The following is a 16,432-nucleotide window of genomic DNA, read 5'->3' as shown; positions in this document are numbered from 1 at the left end:
AAGCAAATATGGCGGGTTTAACAGAGTTTTACACTCTGTTAAACCCGATGACAGCAATTACTGTTGGCTGCGGGCAAAGCGGCCCAGTTGCTGCTGCGTGCGGGCGGTGCCCGATAACAAATCTTTAGCCGCCTGATCAATAGACGCCATCTGGCTGTAAGCGTCGCTGGTTACCTGTTCAATAGCACTTAAATGCTGATGCGTATGTTGGTAACGCTGCTCCAGCTCCAGCACCGTTTTATTTATGCTCTGAATGCCGTTTTTCGCCTGCTGCAGTTCCTGTTGCAACTGGCTGAACTCGCCGCTGGTATTGTCAATTTGTTGCTGCGCCTGCTGCGCTTGTTGGTTCAGGCTGTGTGATTCAGTGCGGGTTTCGCTTACCAGCTGCTCCATTTCATTTAAAAAGCCGGAAATTTGTTTAGTGGCATCATTTACCTTGGCGGCCAGGGTGCGCACTTCATCGGCCACCACGGCAAAACCGCGACCGGCGTCGCCGGCACGGGCGGCTTCAATGGCGGCATTTAATGCCAGCAGGTTGGTTTGATCAGAAAAGGTTTCTACCATTACCAAAATTTGCCGCACATTTTCTGAGTTCTTATGCAGGCCGTTAATGGTATGGCCAAAGCTGTCGAGCAATTTAACGATACCGGATAACTGGCCACTTAACTGCTGCATTTGGCCACTGGCCACTTTGGCTTTATCTACCGCCACGCCGGATACCTGGTTAACTTCGTCGCCGTGCTGCACTATATCGGCTAAATATTGCAATACCTGGTCGCTTTCGCCGCGAATTTGCCCGCTGCGCTGTTCAGTGTCTTGTAAATGGCTGCGGGTGCTTTTTACCGCCCCTGACACCTGCTCATTTACCTGATGGGTTTCGCGTGCTTGCTGGTGAATATCGCCCAGCAGCACACCCAGTTGGCTGACGAACTGATTGTATTCCTCAGACAGGGTACGAAATTCATCAAAGGTAAAAGCCGGCAGGCGATGGTTTAAATCGGTGCCTTTGCGATTGGTGTCATGCAACGCCGATACCAGCGCTTTTACCGGCCGGACAATTAAATAATGCATATAGCCGATAGTAAAGACAAAGGCGCCCAGCCCCAGCAGCAACAGGACCCACCAACTACCGCTTGCCCCGCCCGGCGGATAGGCTAAGTACAGCGCCAGTAAAAAGAAAATAGCTAAGAAGCTGATATTACCGATAATTTTCCGGCTTAAACTGCCAAAAAAGGTGCGTTCAATAAACAGATACACAGAGGTAAACCCAGTCATAAGGTCGCAAGTCCTGCCAGAGTACAGTAAGTAAAATCAGCATAACATAGCATTTTAGCAGCGGCGACCTCAGCTGGCTGCGGCAAATTGATCTGGCGCAAGCGCCGGCTAAATGGGCAGCTTACGGCTGATAAACCAACCGGCCACCATAGCAGCAATAAAGGCCAGGGTGCCGCTGCTGCCGGAGCTGATGGCGGCCAGCGCCGGGCCCGGGCAATAACCCACTAAGCCCCAGCCGGCGCCAAACAGTAAGGCACCGATTACCAACGGCTTATCTAAATCTTTTTTGCCGGGCAAACTAAAGTGCTCAGCAAACAACGGTTTATCTTTTTTGGCGAACAGCCAATACCCCGTGCTGTAAACCGCTAAGGCTGCCGCCATAACCAGTATTAAACTGGGGTCCCAGTTGGCATTCAGCGTTAAAAAACCCAGTACTTTGTTCGGGTCGATCATTTGTGAGTAAGCAATACCGGCAGACATCAATAACCCGGTAACAAAAGCAATAATAATCGGCATCACAGTCTCCTTAACGCAGCAGGGTGGCAACCAGCATGCCGCTAAACATAAACAGCACAGTGGCGGTGATGGAACGTGGTGATAAGCGGCTGATACCGCAAATGCCATGGCCGGAGGTGCAGCCGCTACCCCAGCCGGTGCCAATGCCCACCAGCAAGCCGGCAACAATAACCTGCCAGCTCAGCTGCGGTGTGCTGTAGCTGAAATCACTGATCACGGTGCCAACCAGCAGGGGGCCGGCGATAATGCCGGCTAAAAATGCTAAGCGCCAACTGCGGCCTTCAGCGGAGAACAGCGCCGCGGCGGCTATGCCGGAGATACCGGCGATGCGGCCGGAGAACACAAATAATATCAGTGCACCCAAGCCTATTATGCTGCCACCAACCAGTGCGGCTATCGGGGTAAAGTTGTCCATTTTTTGCTCCTGCCGGTGTTGAACGGCTGATTAGTGTTTAACGGCTAAGCCGGCATCCAGCCAGGCCTGCATACCGCCGGCGACAGAATACACCTGGCTGAATCCCATGCGCTGCAATGATTCTGCTGCCAGGGCTGAGCGTGCGCCGGAGCGGCAAATTAAATACAGCGGGCTTTGCGACAGCTGCGCCAGCGCCACGTCCGGCGCGCAGCCGCTGGCCGCTACTTTCGGATGATTATGAATATTCATTTCCAGCACGCCGCGCGGATAATTTACCGCACCAACGATATGCTGCTGCGCAAATTCTGCGCTCTCGCGCACATCTACCAACAAGGTTTCAGCGTCGGCAGCTAGTGCTGCGTTCAGCTGATTGATACTGACTTCTTTAATTACTGCTTTGGCCTGTGCCACTAACTGTTGTGCTGTTTTCATCTGACACTCCTGCTCGCTGAAATTAAATAACAGATTGATAAATTACTACCACCGCCATGATCACTAAAAACACCGCAAAGGCGCGCTGTAACTGCTGTTTGGGTAAGCGCTTGCCAACGGCAGCGCCCACATAGCTACCGGCAATACCGGCCACTATCATCAGGCCTATAGTGTTCCAGTCAAATACCGCGCCGTCTGCGGCCATCACCCAATAGTATTTACCAAAACCGACAAAGGACTTCATTGCAATGATCACCAGGCTGGTGGCTACGCCGACCGGCATGCTTAAACCGCCCAGCAACACTAAGGCCGGTACTATTAAAAAGCCGCCACCCACGCCAACAAAGCCGGTTATGGCACCCACAGCTAAGCCATCAATAACAATTTTTACCGGCTTAAATGCTTTACCGTTACCCGGGTCGCCAATCTTGCTGCGCCACATCATTACTGCCGCCACCAGCATCAGCAGCGCGAACACTAACAGCTGCCAGCGCGCATCAACTAAGGTACCCAGCCAGGCGCCGCCGTAGGTGCCCAACATGCCGGGCAGACCAAACCACATCACATGACGCCAGCTGATTAAGCGCTGTAAACCGTTGCGCACCGAGCCGAATAAACTGATGCCAGCTACAATTAACAGCGATGACGCTATGGCCAGTTGCGGCGGCATATGCAGTAAGTAAAGCAGTACCGGCACGGTAAGAATAGAGCCACCGGAGCCAAACAACCCCAAGCTTAAGCCAATGACCAAGGCTCCGAGCAACGCTAACATAATGACTTTACCTTATATAACATAATGGAATATGCTTATAACATGAATTGCATTCTAGAGTGGTTTTCGCTAAGCTGCAATCTAAATTTAGCATGTTCTAATTTACGAGGTGTGTATGGCCGCTGACAAGCTGCATATCGAAATGTTTTTTGACCCTGACAGCTCAACCTTCAGCTATGTGGTGGCCGACAACAGCAGCGGCAGTGCTGCTATTATCGACCCGGTGTTAAATTACGATGCGGCTGGTGGCAGTGTCAGCACTGCAGATGCAGATAAAATGCTGGCGTATATAGCAGCGAATAAGCTTAACGTAGAGTGGATTTTAGAAACTCATGCCCATGCCGATCATTTATCGGCGGCGCACTATCTGCATGCGAAAACCGGTGCGCCGGTGGCAATAGGTGAGGGCATTAAAAAAGTACAGCAAACCTTTAAGCTGGTATTTAACCTGGCTGATGAGGAATTGCAGGCGAAGGGCGATTACTTCGACAAACTGTTTGCCGACAATGAAAGCTTCCGCATTGGCAACTTAACCGCACAGGTAATTAATACACCGGGCCACACTAACGACAGTGTCAGCTATTTGATCGAAGGCCATCTATTTGTCGGTGATTCGCTGTTTATGCCGGACGCCGGCACCGCGCGCTGCGATTTCCCGGGCGGTGATGCGCATATTCTGTATCGGTCTATTCAGCGTATTTATCAGCTACCGGACACTACGCAAATTTATATGTGCCATGACTATCAGCCGGGCGGGCGGGAACTGAAATACCAAACCAGCGTAGCTGAGCAAAAGGCGCAGAATATTCATGTAAAGGCCGGCACGGCGGAGCAGGAGTTTGTGCAAAAACGTGAAGCACGCGACAAAACCCTCGCCGTACCGCGGTTAATTTACCCGGCTGTGCAGGTGAATATCCGCGCCGGCCAGTTGCCCCGGGCTGAAAATAATGGCGTCAGTTATATGAAAATTCCGCTGAAACAGAGCGGCAAATAATGGCGTGATGCAGGCGCGGTAAGGTTGCACAGCCCGGCGTTTTTCCGTCAACATCCGGGTTAACAACTTGTTTGTTACTAATGTTTTAGCGTAACCTGCCTGCAAGCAATTCAGACAAGGTTACCGCATGAGAATAGCGTTATTGGGGCTTGGCGATATAGCGCAAAAAGCCTATTTACCCTTAATCGCCGCTATGCCGGGCATTACGCCGTTGCTGTGCACCCGGCAAGCGGCAGTGTTGCAGCAGCTAATGCAGCAATACCGTATTAAAGAGGGCTACACTGAGCTTGCGCAGTTAATTGCTGCCCGGCCCGATGCGGTGATGATCCACAGCAGCACCGACAGCCACTTCAGTATTGCAACACAATTGCTGAATGCCGGTATTGCGGTATTTATTGATAAACCGCTGAGTTATCAGTTATCAGAGTGTGAGCAATTACTGGCGCTGGCCGAGCGGAAAAACCTGTTACTGTTTGTTGGCTTTAACCGCCGTTATGTGCCCTTGTACCAGCCGGCTCTGGCGGCGGCACCAATACAACTGCACTACCAGAAAAACCGTCACAATCTGCCGGCCGATGTGCGCACCTTTGTCTATGACGATTTTATTCATCTGCTGGATTTTGCCCACTATGCCAGCGCGTTACATAACAGCGGCAACTTTACGCCTACGGTGTATGGCCGCGTTAAAGGCGGGCAACTGGGCTGTGTGCAGGTAAACTGGCAGTCCGGTAATACGCTGGTGTCAGCATCAATGAACCGGTCGGCGGGCGGTAACTTTGAACGACTGGAGTACTTCGCTGATAACCAGCACTGGCAGGTAGATAACCTGGTGCAGGGGCATCTGATGACGGATAACCGGCAACAGCAACTTGTGGTGAACGATTGGCACAATACGCTATACAAACGCGGTTTTGTAGCTATGCTGCAGGCCTTTATTCAGCAGTTGGCAGCAGGCGGTAGCAACACAGCGCAAAATAAAACCCTGCTTAGCAGCCATCAACTCTGTGAGTTTGTGGTGCAACAGTTACAGGCCTGAAGACAAAAAAAGACCGGTCAGAAGGTTGGGGTTCTGACCGGTCGAATACCACTAAAGGTACCACGCAAGCTGCATACTATCTGACAGCAGGCAGACCTGCTTTGATACAGCGCAATAATAACGGCGTTAGCCACAGACGCCAGCGACAAAATGTAAGAGTATATAACGGCAGTAACAATTTCAGCTGGTTAACGGCTGCCAGGCGGTTGCTAAAGATAAAGATTAACTTTATGTTAATGGTGGGCGGTGAGAATTTTAAACTTCTGCACCATTGAGCTCAGCTTGAAGAACCCCGGATAAGCAGCTTGGATAGAGTGTATGTACGCAAGAAAAGTACAGTTAGTGTTGTTGTCGCTATCGTGCCTGCAAAGCCTGCCACTGCAGGCAGATAATATCAGGGTGGTAACGGAATACCGCAGTTACTATCAGTTGAAAAACAGCGATGACAGTTTAGGGGGATACGCCACTGAGGTGGTGCAGGCGCTGTTTGCCATTACCGGCGATACCGCGCAATTTGAAGTTAATTCCTGGGCCCGTAGTTATTACGAAGCCGTAAATAACGACAACGTGCTTATTTACTCTATGGCGTATAACCCGGAGCGGGCAGCGTTATTCGATTGTGTGGCTGAGCTTGATAACGAAAAGTTATTTTTCTGGGCGTTGAAGGGGAGAATCAGCCAGCCGCTGCTGACACTAAATGATCTACTGCCATATCATATCGCCGTTAGTATCTCGTCTAACCCGGATCAGTACTTAACGGCGCAGGGCATGAAGAGACTACTGCGTACTGCCACACCGGAACATGCGCTGAGTATGTTGTTTAAACAGAGGGTGGATCTGGTGATCGGGGCTGAAAAATCAGTGTATCGCCGTTCACAGCAGTTGGGCTATGATGCCGGGCAACTGGAGAAGGTATTTCAGATCGCCGGGTTAAATCATCCGCTGTGTGCTGCGTTTAACCTCCGCTCAGATCCTGCCTTGCGCCAGCGCTATCATCGGGCATTTGCTACCTTGCAACAAAATGGCACTTTGGCACAAATTAAACAGCGCTGGCAGTTAGACGAATAATAACCGCGGCACTGCAAAGCCGGACGTGAGCTGGTAAACTGGCGCTTTATACCAGGTTGTGGAGAGTGCAGTGCGTTACCAGTGGATTTTGTTTGATGCCGACGAAACCTTGTTTCATTTTGATGCCTTTGCCGGGCTGCAGTTAATGTTCTCCCGCCATGATTATGCGTTCGATAGCACGGAATACGATTACTATCAGTCCATTAACCTGCCGCTGTGGCAGCAGTATCAGCAGGGCGAAATCAGCGCCAAACAGCTGCAGGTGAACCGTTTTACGCCCTGGGCGGCCAAACTGAATACCAGCGCTGCGGCGCTGAACAGTGCCTTTATGCTGGCAATGGCCGATATCTGCACACCGCTGCCCGGTGCTACTGAGCTGATAACCGCGTTAAAAGGCCGGGTTAATATGGGCATTATTACCAATGGTTTTACCGAGCTGCAGCAAATCCGCCTTGAGCGCACCGGCTTTGCCGACGTATTTTCACCGCTGGTGATTTCAGAGCAAGTAGGCGTAGCCAAGCCGCATATTGATATTTTTAACCATGCCTTTGCGCTGATGGAGCATCCACCAAAGCAGCAGATTTTAATGGTCGGCGATAACCCGCATGCCGATATCCGCGGCGGCATTAACGCCGGTATCGACACCTGCTGGCTAAACCGCCACGCTACTGCGCGGCCACAAGATATAACACCACATTATGAAGTCAGCTCACTGCAGCAATTGCAGCAGTGGCTGCTGAGCTAAGGGTGTTAACGGCAAAAGCAAACCGGCCGGGCTGATTCAGAACATTATTTAATCAACTGATATTGCTGCGCCACGGTGTCGGTTTGCAGGCCAAAATGCCCCAGCACATAGTTATAGCTGGCATTTTCACCCCAGATACTGCTGCTGTGGATACCGTATACCAGGCAGCTGCCGCTGCCACACACCACCTGATCGCTGTAACTTTTGATTGAATACACTTTCTGCGCAAAACGGCTGCCGTATAAGCTGTCCAGAAACGGGCTGGATACCGACAAACCCGCACTGCCGCAGGTTGAGTTCCATACATTGTACGGGTAAACGCCACAACTTAATAAGCCGCGAAACGCACCGGCAATACCAACAAAACTGTTTACCTGTGATGCTATAGCCAGCTTGTCTATCTGCTGAGCAGCCAGGGTGGCGCCCATCGAATGGCCTATTACATCTATCTTGCCGGTGCAGGAATTGGCTAAGGCCTGTTGCAGTGCATTGCGCACCGGGGTTTCTTCGCTGCCGCTGTGGTCATTGCAGGCAGCGCAGCTTTTCGAACCCCAGTCCGGCCGGTAAATATCGCTGTTACTGTAGCCTTTAGTCAGTAAGTAGTTATAGGTGTTATTCCAGCTGGCCGGTGTAGCGGTATTGCCGTGCACCAGCACCACCGCATCAACACAAGCCGCCTGCAGCATCAGGCTGCAACTGGCAAGAAGGGTTAAAAGGGTGGGGAATAGATAATTTTTATAGTTATACATGGTGTTAGCTCCTGTTGGGTTGCAACCTAAGCTAAGCAACTGGCGAAAAATTCACCATAGCACTTTAGTGCTGAGGCGTTTTGCCAAACAAGCATCAAGTCAGTAATTTGCAATACATAAACTTGTGATAGCGAAGCTTCATAACAGTGCGCTGGCAATGTCAAAAACTGTTAATACATACAGTTATATTTGGGTTTTTATATATTATCGGTCAGATATCCCGTTAACACTGCATATAAGCTGGTTGCCGGTTTTATTTACATGCTATAGATTAGGTACTTAACGCGAAGCGCGCAGAAATATAATGCAAAGCTCCCGAAATATAAGGCAAGCTCGTTTTTCCAGAATGTGATAATAGTATCTGGAAATTTACGGTTATTTTTCAGGGGATTACCTGGGGTTGTTTCCTCTATAGGAAATGAGAAAACAAGCATGCACAAGAATAAAATGTTAGCTTACAGGAGTAAAATTCATTGTGAATGAAATGATTAAAATGAAACAAAAGCAGCGTATTGAGTATTTAAATAAGATTTACGATATGGCTGACGGTTCTACGGCGAAATCTCTTAATGGTGCAGAAATCGGTGAGCAAATAGGCCTTGTAAATGGGGATGAAGCATTAATTCGAGATATCGCACATTATCTCGAGGGTGAAGGTCTAATCAACGTAGATCGAGTAATTGGAGGTTTTCCAGGATGGGTGCGATTAACTCATTACGGTATCAAAGAAATTGAAGATGCACTAGAAAACCCTGATAAACCCACACAGCATTTTATGCCTATAAATATATTAAATGTGGGGCAGATGATAGGTTCCAATGTTCAACAGGGAACAACTAATAGCAATCAAAATTTGAATATTTCAACTGATGCTATCGTAGGAATAAGAGAATTAATTTCTGAGCTATCTAACTCTATGGATAAGCTTGCTCTTGCTGAAGATGATTTGAATGAGCTAAAAGCTGAATGCTCAACTATGCAAGCTCAAATTAATCTCCCAAGCCAAAAAAATCAATACTGAAAGATTGTTTAAACAGTGCGAAAAACATTCTTGAATCAGCTGCTGGTAGCGCAATCGGAGCGCAGCTGGCAAATCAAATACCATTGTTACTTTCCCTGCTTTAGAATGTGATATGAATCTAGGAGTTGGCGGAATGAAAATAAAGCTAACAAGCAAAGGCAGCCGACGCGTACCGCGCAGCTGCTTTGAGCGTTATGTAACTAAAAGGGAGTTCAGTATTGTTTGACTTAAATGAAAAACGAACAGCGAAAGATGTAATAGACGATGCTATCAGAGAAAATAATTCAGCAGCATGGTTGTTATATGGGTTTGCAATTGTCTTTGTTTTCGTTGGGTTGGCAGTTTTAATCACAGGCCTACTTCAAAATAACGATACTGCCAGTATTTTAGGTACTGTTGCATCAGTCATGTTTTGGCCTGCCATGTCAGCGGCTAGAAAAACTAGGAGAGAAAATATTGCGATAAGGTTATTGGAAGCCCCTTTAAGTCAATCAAGCACTTCTAATGATGCAGCTGCAATGCTACACCACTTAGTAGAAAAAATTCTAAATGACAACAAAGGTGAAGGGAAATGATAAGTTTTTTCAAGCCTAAAAATACACTGTTAAGCGTCGCACAAGAGTTAAAATTAGGGATAGAGAATCAAAGCGTGTATCTAAATGACCACGAATTAAATGAAGCTGGTTATGAAGCTCATGACGTTTCAAGTTATGGTTTATTCGAAACAATTTCTCACGTAGCTTTTCTTGTATTGCCTATTACTTTTGTTTCGATGATTCATATGTTGGATTACATAGAATCAACTCATCCATTATTAGCTTGGTTACGAGTAACAGGATTGGAACTGGTTGCAGTAAACGTAGCTGTTGTTTCAGCCTTTATTGGAGGTAGATTTAGAAGCAGTAGGAAACGTTACATAACAAAAAAATCAAGCCGACGCTAAAGCGCAGCTTATTTTGGCGTTATGCCCCTTTTAGGCCAATTCCGTAAAAAGGTACTTTGTGAATAAAAAACTACAGCAAAGATTCTCTGAGCTAGAAACTCAGTTAGATGAAATTGAAAAAACCAAGAGATCTGTTAATGGCGCATACGGGGCTACTGAAACTATTGATTATGAGCTTTTTACTGGGTGGAAAGTAAAGGTCAAAAACTTATTGGTCACAGCCTGTGGCGAGAGCTCTCAGCACTTTATTGCTTTCGAGAAAGGCGAAAATCGTAGCGGCATGGAGTCAAATTACTCCATTAAGAAACGACTTGGTGCGATATTCTTGGCTGCCAAAGAAGATTTTGATGGTGGATATTTAGCCACTCTCAAGTATTTAGTTCAAGCAGAGGTTTTCGATAGTGAATTAGAGCAAGCAAAGGAGTTGCTTTCTAGTGGTTATAAGTTGGCTTCTGCTGTTATTTGTGGGGTTGTTCTAGAAACGGCTTTACGGGATCTATGCGACAGCAACTCAATTCCATGTGGCAAGCTAGACACAATGAATGCGCAACTAGCAAAAGCCGGTGCCTATAACAAGCTTCAACAAAAACGTATAACGGCGATTGCAGATATACGGAACAGCGCTGCTCACGGTAAGCCAGAGGAGTTCACCGATCTAGATGTAGAAAATATGATCCGTGATGTAGAGAGTTTTTTGCTTAGCTATTTGGCATAACAAAGCATTGCAGCGGACAAGCCGCTGAATGCGGCGTTATGCAGCCAGTGGGTACAAATGAAATATTGCAGTTTAGATAAGCATGACAAATTTTCTCTGAGCTTGGGCACTAGCAAATTTATAGGTATTTATTGTGGCTTCGTAGGTTCAATTGCGTTCGCCATTCATACACCAAGTGTCGAGCGCTGGATTATTGCAGTGGTACTGGCGGTATCATCGCTTTTAATGTTTTCCTTGGAAAATGAAGTTAAGTTGATGGTAAAGCGCTTGGTGGGTTACCGTTTTTACACACTTACAACATTTGCATTAGTTCCTTTGGTTGCAGTACCTTGGTTTTTTGAGGTTCCATCCGGTATCACAATGACGCTAACGCTTCTTGTAGGCATCAATTGTTTGATATGGCCTTTTGTTACCGTAAGTGAGTATGAAAAAAATTACACTGCAATATTTGGGTTAATGGATGCATAACAATCGCCATCAAAAACGCGCCCGTTGGGCGCTCGACTCGCAACAAGTTGCTCGCGTTTGTGGCGGGCGTTATGCATGAGGGTTAGTACGGATTGATGATAAACAAAGAGGAAATGATAAAAATACTCTGCAAGAGCTATCCGGGCTTTAGAGATAGGATGGTTTCTCGAGCAAGCGATTGGATGTCTGAGGACGGTAGCATTCTTTATATCATCTTAATCGGTTCCTTATCAGCATTAGTTTTGGAAAGATTCACTGAAGGAAACTATGACAATAGTGATGAGCTTTTCGCCTCAGTGGAAGCTCTTCTTGAAAATGGTGACGGGCAAGTTAGGGAGATCATCGCAACAGGGTTTTTAGAAAGTATGCAAAATCAAACTGAGTTGCCAGGCAAGTATTGGGCTCCACTGCTGGGTCGCCATGCTACAGAGTTTTGTCGAGGGATGGACGAATTTCATGGTGTAAAAACAGAAGGTTTGCGTTGCTATAATGTATAACACATATAAGCCTTCCCGTAGCCAATAGTAAAACCGCTGTTCTGGCCGCGTTAGCGGCCAATCTGTTGTCTATCAGCAAGAAAAACTGCTTCACCTGTCATTAATATTTTGCGGCTGATAAGTCGATACCGCTCTGTTGTTTCTACCTTGCTGTTTCTGAGTTTGCAGACTATTTTCAATGCGTTATATATGCCGGCAATCAGGTTGTCGCTGTATTCTGGTGTGCTGCGCGCTGCTTTGGTCGATGTTTACTTAAATTAAGGTAGAACACTATGAGATCTTATGTCGCGGAGTTTATCGGTACTTTCTGGCTGGTGCTGGGCGGCTGTGGTAGCGCTGTCTTGGCGGCGGCCTTTCCGGAGTTGGGCATTGGTTTTGCCGGCGTGTCGTTAGCTTTTGGTTTAACGGTATTAACCATGGCCTATGCCATTGGCCATATTTCCGGTTGTCATTTAAACCCGGCAGTATCAATTGGCTTATGGGCCGGCGGCCGCTTTGCGGCGAATCAGTTGTTGCCTTATATCGTGTCGCAGGTGTTGGGCGCTGTTACCGCCGGTGCGGTGTTGTATTGTATCGCCACCGGCAAAGCCGGCTTCGATGTGTCGGCAGGCTTTGCCTCTAACGGTTACGGTGCCCACTCGCCTGGTGGCTACAGCTTGCAGGCCGCCTTGTTGACTGAAGTGGTGCTGACCATGCTGTTTTTACTGGTGATTATGGGCGCGACCGATAAAAAAGCCCCGCCGGGTTTTGCACCGATAGCAATAGGCCTGTGTTTAACCCTTATTCACCTGATCAGTATCCCGGTAACTAACACCTCGGTTAACCCTGCGCGCAGCACCGGCGTGGCGGTGTTTGTCGGTGACTGGGCCGTTATGCAGTTATGGGCATTCTGGCTGGCGCCGGTAGTGGGCGCTGTTATCGGTGCACTGATTTATCGTTATATCGGTGACACTAAAACCGCATAAGTGTTTTGCCATACTGTTTTCAGATAGCAAGATGTAAAAAAGCCTGCAGAAGCAGGCTTTTTTATGTCAGCAGCTTAAGGTGTTACCAACCGCATTGCTGACCTTTGTTCTGCTCATCCAGATAGGCTTGCAGTGGGGCAAAATAAGCCAGTATCGCGCTGGCATCCATCTCCGGTTTGCCGGTCACCACTTCCAATGCTTGCTGCCAGCTTTGGCTTGAGCCCATTTCCAGCATCTGGTTTAGCTTAGTGCCGGCTTCTTTGCTGTTGTATATCGAGCAGCGATGCACGGCACCTTCGTTCCCGGCGATATCACACAATGCTTTGTGGAACTGGAACTGCAAAATATGCGCGAGGAAGTAACGGGTGTAAGGCACATTACCCGGCACATGGTATTTGGCACCCGGATCAAAATCGGCTTCTGAGCGCTCGATTGGTGCGGCTACGCCCTGATACTTCTCGCGCAGCTGCCACCAGCTTTGGTTGTATTGCTCCGGCGTAATCTGGCCGTTAAACACCTGCCAGCGCCACTGATCGACTAACAAGCCAAAGGGCACAAAGGCAATTTTGTCCATCGCCATTTTCAGCAGCAGGCCAATGTCTTTGCTCTCGTCCGGTACTGTGTCCAGTAAGCCGATTTGCTTTAAGTAATCCGGCGTTACCGACAGGGCAATGGTATCACCAATGGCTTCGTGGAAGCCGTCGTTGGCGCTTTCCTGATAATATACCGGCTGGTCTTTATAGGCGCGCTGGTAATAGTTATGCCCCAGTTCGTGGTGAATAACCGAGAACTCTTCACCGGTACGCTGAATACACATTTTAATCCGCAAATCGTCTTTGGCGTCTAAATCCCAGGCGGAGGCGTGGCATTCTACGTCGCGATCGGCAGGTTTGGTAAACAGTGAACGCTGATAGAAAGTCTCCGGCAGCGGGTCAAATCCGAGCGAGCTGAAAAACGCTTCAGCACCTCGCACCATTTTAATTTCGTCGTAGTTATGCTGCTCCAGCAGCTGGGTTACGTCATAGCCCGGATCGGCATCTTGCGGCGCCACCAGGTCGTAGATATTGCCCCAGCTTTGCGCCCACATATTGCCCAGCAGATGCGCCGGTATTGGTTTATCCAGCGGCACTTTGTCGGCGCCGTATTGCTCAGACAACTTGCTGCGCACATGGCAGTGCAAGGATTCGTACAGCGGTTTTACCTGGCCCCAGACGCGGTCAAGCTCTTTGGCAAAGTCATCCGCTGGCATGTCGTACTTAGAGCGCCACATGGCGCCGGTATCGGCATAACCCAGCTCTTTGGCACCTTCATTGGTCAGCTCAATTAAGCGCGTGTACAGCGGCCGCATAGGCTTGCTAATCTCACGCCAGCCCTGCCACATTTCCAACTGCTCGTTATAATCGCGGCTGCCGGCCATAATGGCCGACATGTCACCGAGCGATAAACAGTTACCGTCGGCTTTGCAATATTTGCCTTTACCGTAAATGCCGCCCAGTTCAGCGACAATTTTTGCCATCTCGGCAGTTTTCGCCGCATCTTGCGGCGCCGGTAAGGTTAGCGCCAGCTTCAGTTTGTCCAGCTTGCGCCGGCTGTCGTCTGACAAGGCCACCTGATCAAACTTCGCCGCGGCGGTGGCCAGCTGCACCATTTCCAGCGTCAGCTTTTCATTCACGTCAGCGGCCAGCGAGGCGGTATCTTCGGTAATAAAGTTTGAGTAGATCCACTCAGCACGGTTGGATTCTTTGTACAGCTGCACCAGTTTAGTTTCCGTTTCGCTCAGAAACGCCACCGCATCGGCTTCGGTAAGTTGTTTTTGCTCAGCCTGTGCCGGCGCCGCTTGCTGTTGCTGTGGTCCGCAGCCGCCAAGCAGCAGGGCAGAGCTTACCAGCAGAGCGGTAACAGAGAGGTTAAATGTTGTCATAGAGTACCTTCAGCATATTGTTATCATTTTAAGCGCCAACAGTATAGACAGGGCCGGGGGCGCAATGCCAGTGCCGGCCGGTATTAGTTGTGCTGCTTTTGCTGCAACTGCCACATTCGGGCATACTCGCCTGCCGCCGTTAACAGTTCATCATGTGTGCCTTGCTCAGCCAGCCGGCCTTGCTTTAATACGATGATATTGTCCGCGTCGGTAATGGTAGACAGCCGGTGGGCAATTACTACGCTGGTATGGTTGCGCGCCACTTCACGCATCGCCTGCAAAATAGCCTGCTCGGAGGCGGAATCTAACGCCGAGGTGGCTTCATCAAACAGCAAAATCGGCGACTGTTTTAAAATGGCGCGGGCAATGGCAATACGCTGTTTTTCACCGCCGGAGACTTTTAAGCCACGCTCGCCTACCACAGTGGCATCGCCTTGCGGCAGGCTGTCGATAAAGCTGCGCAGGTGGGCCAGCTCAATCGCCTGGTCAATCTGTGCCTCGCTGGCATCCGGCCGGCCATAGCGGATATTATCGCGGATACTGTTGTTAAACAGCACCGTGTCTTGCGGCACTATAGCAATGGCACGGCGCAGGCTGTCCAGTGTGAGCTTACTGATGTCCTGGCCATCTATACAGATACTGCCGCCGCTGACGCTGTAAAAGCGGTATAACAGCCTGGCGATAGTGCTTTTACCGGCACCGCTGGCGCCGACTATGGCGACCTTGCTGCCGGCCGGCACACTAAAGCTGAGCTGTTGCAAAATTGGCCGCTCGCTCTGATAGGCAAAATCGACCTGATTAAAGGCAATACTGCCGTGCGTCAGTTGCAATGCCGTGGCGTCAGCGGCATCGACAATCTGTGGCTTGCGTTTCAGTAAACCGAGCATATTTTCCAGATCGGTCAGTGCGCGACGAATTTCACGGTAGACAAAACCTAAAAAATTCAGCGGTAAAAACAGCTGGATCATATAGGCATTTACCATGACTAAATCACCCAAGGTCAGCTGTTGGTTGACCACCTCATCGGCGGCCAGCCACATCAGCGCAGTAATAGCGGCGGCAATAATCAGCGCCTGGCCCGAGTTCAGTGCCAGCAGGCTTAAGCGGTTTTTTAACCGCGCTTGCTCCCATTTGGCTAAAAAGCTGTCGTAGGTTTGCGCTTCATAGTGCTCGTTATTAAAGTATTTTACCGTTTCGTAGTTCAGCAGGCTGTCGATAGCGCGGCTGTTGGTGGTGTTATCAGCCTGGTTGGCTTCGCGGGTGTATTTGTTGCGCCACTCGGTTATGACTACGGTAAAAAAGATATAGATGCCAACGGCTAACACGGTAACCAGCGAATACAACGGGGAAAACAGCGTGGCGAAAATAACGGCGACAGCCAGAATTTCAAACAGGGTGGGCGCGATATTAAACATTAAAAAGCGCATTAAGAAGCTCAGGCCATTGGTGCCGCGCTCTATATCGCGACTGACACCGCCGGTTTGCCGGTCCAGATGAAACGACAATTCCAAACTGTGCAGATGCTGAAATACCTTAAGGCCAAGCTGGCGCATGGCGTGTTCTGTTACCCGGCCAAACAGCGCATCGCGCACTTCACCAAAGAACACCCCGGCAAAGCGCAGGCCGCCATACAGCAACAGCAGCGCCACCGGCACCAGTAATATGCTGTGCCGGCCGCTGTCGAGCGCGTCAATAATGTATTTCAACGCCAGCGGCATTAGCAGCACGGCAGCCTTAGCGGCAATTAATGCCAGTAACGCCAGCAATACGCGATATTTAAACTGCCACAAATACGGCCATAGCATGGCCAGGGTTTGTTTCAGGTTAGTGGCTTGCGGTCGTTTTACCGGTTCGGGTTGTTTTGCAGCAGAGCGCATACCGCGCATGACGGTTTCCTTGT

19 protein-coding genes are annotated in these 16,432 nt (G+C 49.2%); 11 read left to right on the top strand and 8 right to left on the bottom strand.

Features of this window, described 5'->3' with window-relative positions:
• Positions 1–57: 57 nt before the first annotated feature.
• The 5 genes from ACTZWV_RS11795 to ACTZWV_RS11775 all read right to left on the bottom strand — a co-directional run bounded on the left by ACTZWV_RS11795 (position 58) and on the right by ACTZWV_RS11775 (position 3,410).
• Positions 58–1,275: a methyl-accepting chemotaxis protein gene (locus ACTZWV_RS11795; protein ID WP_444786734.1), complete on the bottom strand. Its 1,218-nt coding sequence runs from the start codon at positions 1,273–1,275 to the stop codon at positions 58–60.
• 108 nt (positions 1,276–1,383) lie between these two features.
• Positions 1,384–1,791 (bottom strand): DUF6691 family protein, encoded by a 408-nt coding sequence (locus ACTZWV_RS11790; RefSeq protein ID WP_444786733.1) that lies wholly within the window; start codon positions 1,789–1,791, stop codon positions 1,384–1,386.
• A gap of 10 nt (positions 1,792–1,801) precedes the next feature.
• Positions 1,802–2,206, bottom strand: coding sequence for a YeeE/YedE family protein (locus ACTZWV_RS11785; RefSeq protein ID WP_444786732.1), 405 nt, complete (start codon positions 2,204–2,206; stop codon positions 1,802–1,804).
• Between the two features lie 30 nt (positions 2,207–2,236).
• On the bottom strand, positions 2,237–2,638 hold the full coding sequence (locus tag ACTZWV_RS11780) for a rhodanese-like domain-containing protein (RefSeq protein ID WP_444786731.1): 402 nt from the start codon (positions 2,636–2,638) through the stop codon (positions 2,237–2,239).
• A gap of 22 nt (positions 2,639–2,660) precedes the next feature.
• Complete coding sequence (locus ACTZWV_RS11775; protein ID WP_444786730.1) at positions 2,661–3,410, bottom strand: sulfite exporter TauE/SafE family protein; 750 nt, start codon at positions 3,408–3,410, stop codon at positions 2,661–2,663.
• A 115-nt stretch (positions 3,411–3,525) separates the two neighbouring features.
• Between ACTZWV_RS11775 and ACTZWV_RS11770 the strand changes: the two genes are divergently transcribed.
• The 4 genes from ACTZWV_RS11770 (at position 3,526) to yjjG (ending at position 7,253) form a co-directional block, all read left to right on the top strand.
• Positions 3,526–4,404, top strand: a complete 879-nt coding sequence (locus tag ACTZWV_RS11770; RefSeq protein WP_444786729.1) for an MBL fold metallo-hydrolase — start codon at positions 3,526–3,528, stop codon at positions 4,402–4,404.
• A gap of 127 nt (positions 4,405–4,531) precedes the next feature.
• On the top strand, positions 4,532–5,440 hold the full coding sequence (locus ACTZWV_RS11765; protein ID WP_444786728.1) for a Gfo/Idh/MocA family protein: 909 nt from the start codon (positions 4,532–4,534) through the stop codon (positions 5,438–5,440).
• Between the two features lie 318 nt (positions 5,441–5,758).
• Positions 5,759–6,508 (top strand): substrate-binding periplasmic protein, encoded by a 750-nt coding sequence (locus ACTZWV_RS11760; RefSeq protein WP_444786727.1) that lies wholly within the window; start codon positions 5,759–5,761, stop codon positions 6,506–6,508.
• 70 nt (positions 6,509–6,578) lie between these two features.
• On the top strand, positions 6,579–7,253 hold the full coding sequence (gene yjjG / locus ACTZWV_RS11755) for a pyrimidine 5'-nucleotidase (protein WP_444786726.1): 675 nt from the start codon (positions 6,579–6,581) through the stop codon (positions 7,251–7,253).
• 44 nt (positions 7,254–7,297) lie between these two features.
• Here the strand turns inward: yjjG and ACTZWV_RS11750 are convergent, their stop codons facing one another.
• Positions 7,298–8,002, bottom strand: coding sequence for an esterase/lipase family protein (locus tag ACTZWV_RS11750; RefSeq protein WP_444786725.1), 705 nt, complete (start codon positions 8,000–8,002; stop codon positions 7,298–7,300).
• A gap of 475 nt (positions 8,003–8,477) precedes the next feature.
• Between ACTZWV_RS11750 and ACTZWV_RS11745 the strand changes: the two genes are divergently transcribed.
• From ACTZWV_RS11745 to aqpZ, 7 genes are all read left to right on the top strand, one after another.
• Positions 8,478–9,023: a hypothetical protein gene (locus tag ACTZWV_RS11745; protein WP_444786724.1), complete on the top strand. Its 546-nt coding sequence runs from the start codon at positions 8,478–8,480 to the stop codon at positions 9,021–9,023.
• 218 nt (positions 9,024–9,241) lie between these two features.
• A complete protein-coding gene (locus ACTZWV_RS11740) occupies positions 9,242–9,598 on the top strand; it encodes a hypothetical protein (protein WP_444786723.1) in 357 nt (118 codons plus the stop codon).
• Complete coding sequence (locus tag ACTZWV_RS11735; protein ID WP_444786722.1) at positions 9,595–9,966, top strand: hypothetical protein; 372 nt, start codon at positions 9,595–9,597, stop codon at positions 9,964–9,966. Before ACTZWV_RS11740 ends, ACTZWV_RS11735 begins: the two co-directional genes overlap by 4 nt.
• A 58-nt stretch (positions 9,967–10,024) precedes the next feature.
• Entirely contained in the window at positions 10,025–10,681 is a 657-nt protein-coding gene (locus tag ACTZWV_RS11730) for a DUF4145 domain-containing protein (protein ID WP_105198851.1), read from the top strand.
• 57 nt (positions 10,682–10,738) lie between these two features.
• Positions 10,739–11,149: a hypothetical protein gene (locus ACTZWV_RS11725; RefSeq protein WP_444786721.1), complete on the top strand. Its 411-nt coding sequence runs from the start codon at positions 10,739–10,741 to the stop codon at positions 11,147–11,149.
• A 95-nt stretch (positions 11,150–11,244) separates the two neighbouring features.
• Positions 11,245–11,646 carry a DUF7674 family protein gene (locus tag ACTZWV_RS11720; protein ID WP_444786720.1) on the top strand — a complete coding sequence of 134 codons (402 nt, stop codon included), beginning with the start codon at positions 11,245–11,247 and terminating at the stop codon, positions 11,644–11,646.
• Positions 11,647–11,918: 272 nt separating this feature from the next.
• On the top strand, positions 11,919–12,611 hold the full coding sequence (aqpZ, locus tag ACTZWV_RS11715) for an aquaporin Z (RefSeq protein WP_444786719.1): 693 nt from the start codon (positions 11,919–11,921) through the stop codon (positions 12,609–12,611).
• 82 nt (positions 12,612–12,693) lie between these two features.
• On the opposite strand, the gene ACTZWV_RS11710 is transcribed toward aqpZ, so the two are convergent.
• Both ACTZWV_RS11710 and ACTZWV_RS11705 read right to left on the bottom strand, forming a co-directional pair.
• Positions 12,694–14,532 carry a M2 family metallopeptidase gene (locus ACTZWV_RS11710; RefSeq protein WP_444786718.1) on the bottom strand — a complete coding sequence of 613 codons (1,839 nt, stop codon included), beginning with the start codon at positions 14,530–14,532 and terminating at the stop codon, positions 12,694–12,696.
• A gap of 83 nt (positions 14,533–14,615) precedes the next feature.
• Positions 14,616–16,418 (bottom strand): ABCB family ABC transporter ATP-binding protein/permease, encoded by a 1,803-nt coding sequence (locus ACTZWV_RS11705; protein ID WP_444786717.1) that lies wholly within the window; start codon positions 16,416–16,418, stop codon positions 14,616–14,618.
• Positions 16,419–16,432 lie beyond the last annotated feature (14 nt).

This window comes from Rheinheimera sp. NSM (assembly GCF_052380015.1).
Lineage (GTDB): Bacteria > Pseudomonadota > Gammaproteobacteria > Enterobacterales > Alteromonadaceae > Alishewanella.
The sequence above is the reverse complement of the archived record's forward strand: the minus strand, read 5'-3'. Positions and strand labels throughout refer to the sequence as shown.

Bases quoted from the DNA above. Each gene is read 5' to 3' on its own strand.
- ACTZWV_RS11795 (WP_444786734.1), bottom strand. From the start codon at position 1,275: ATGACTGGGTTTACCTCTGTGTATCTGTTTATTGAACGCACCTTTTTT.
- ACTZWV_RS11790 (WP_444786733.1), bottom strand. From the start codon at position 1,791: ATGCCGATTATTATTGCTTTTGTTACCGGGTTATTGATGTCTGCCGGT.
- ACTZWV_RS11785 (WP_444786732.1), bottom strand. From the start codon at position 2,206: ATGGACAACTTTACCCCGATAGCCGCACTGGTTGGTGGCAGCATAATA.
- ACTZWV_RS11780 (WP_444786731.1), bottom strand. From the start codon at position 2,638: ATGAAAACAGCACAACAGTTAGTGGCACAGGCCAAAGCAGTAATTAAA.
- ACTZWV_RS11775 (WP_444786730.1), bottom strand. From the start codon at position 3,410: ATGTTAGCGTTGCTCGGAGCCTTGGTCATTGGCTTAAGCTTGGGGTTG.
- ACTZWV_RS11770 (WP_444786729.1), top strand. From the start codon at position 3,526: ATGGCCGCTGACAAGCTGCATATCGAAATGTTTTTTGACCCTGACAGC.
- ACTZWV_RS11765 (WP_444786728.1), top strand. From the start codon at position 4,532: ATGAGAATAGCGTTATTGGGGCTTGGCGATATAGCGCAAAAAGCCTAT.
- ACTZWV_RS11760 (WP_444786727.1), top strand. From the start codon at position 5,759: ATGTACGCAAGAAAAGTACAGTTAGTGTTGTTGTCGCTATCGTGCCTG.
- ACTZWV_RS11750 (WP_444786725.1), bottom strand. From the start codon at position 8,002: ATGTATAACTATAAAAATTATCTATTCCCCACCCTTTTAACCCTTCTT.
- ACTZWV_RS11735 (WP_444786722.1), top strand. From the start codon at position 9,595: ATGATAAGTTTTTTCAAGCCTAAAAATACACTGTTAAGCGTCGCACAA.
- ACTZWV_RS11725 (WP_444786721.1), top strand. From the start codon at position 10,739: ATGAAATATTGCAGTTTAGATAAGCATGACAAATTTTCTCTGAGCTTG.
- ACTZWV_RS11720 (WP_444786720.1), top strand. From the start codon at position 11,245: ATGATAAACAAAGAGGAAATGATAAAAATACTCTGCAAGAGCTATCCG.
- aqpZ (WP_444786719.1), top strand. From the start codon at position 11,919: ATGAGATCTTATGTCGCGGAGTTTATCGGTACTTTCTGGCTGGTGCTG.
- ACTZWV_RS11710 (WP_444786718.1), bottom strand. From the start codon at position 14,532: ATGACAACATTTAACCTCTCTGTTACCGCTCTGCTGGTAAGCTCTGCC.
- ACTZWV_RS11705 (WP_444786717.1), bottom strand. From the start codon at position 16,418: ATGCGCGGTATGCGCTCTGCTGCAAAACAACCCGAACCGGTAAAACGA.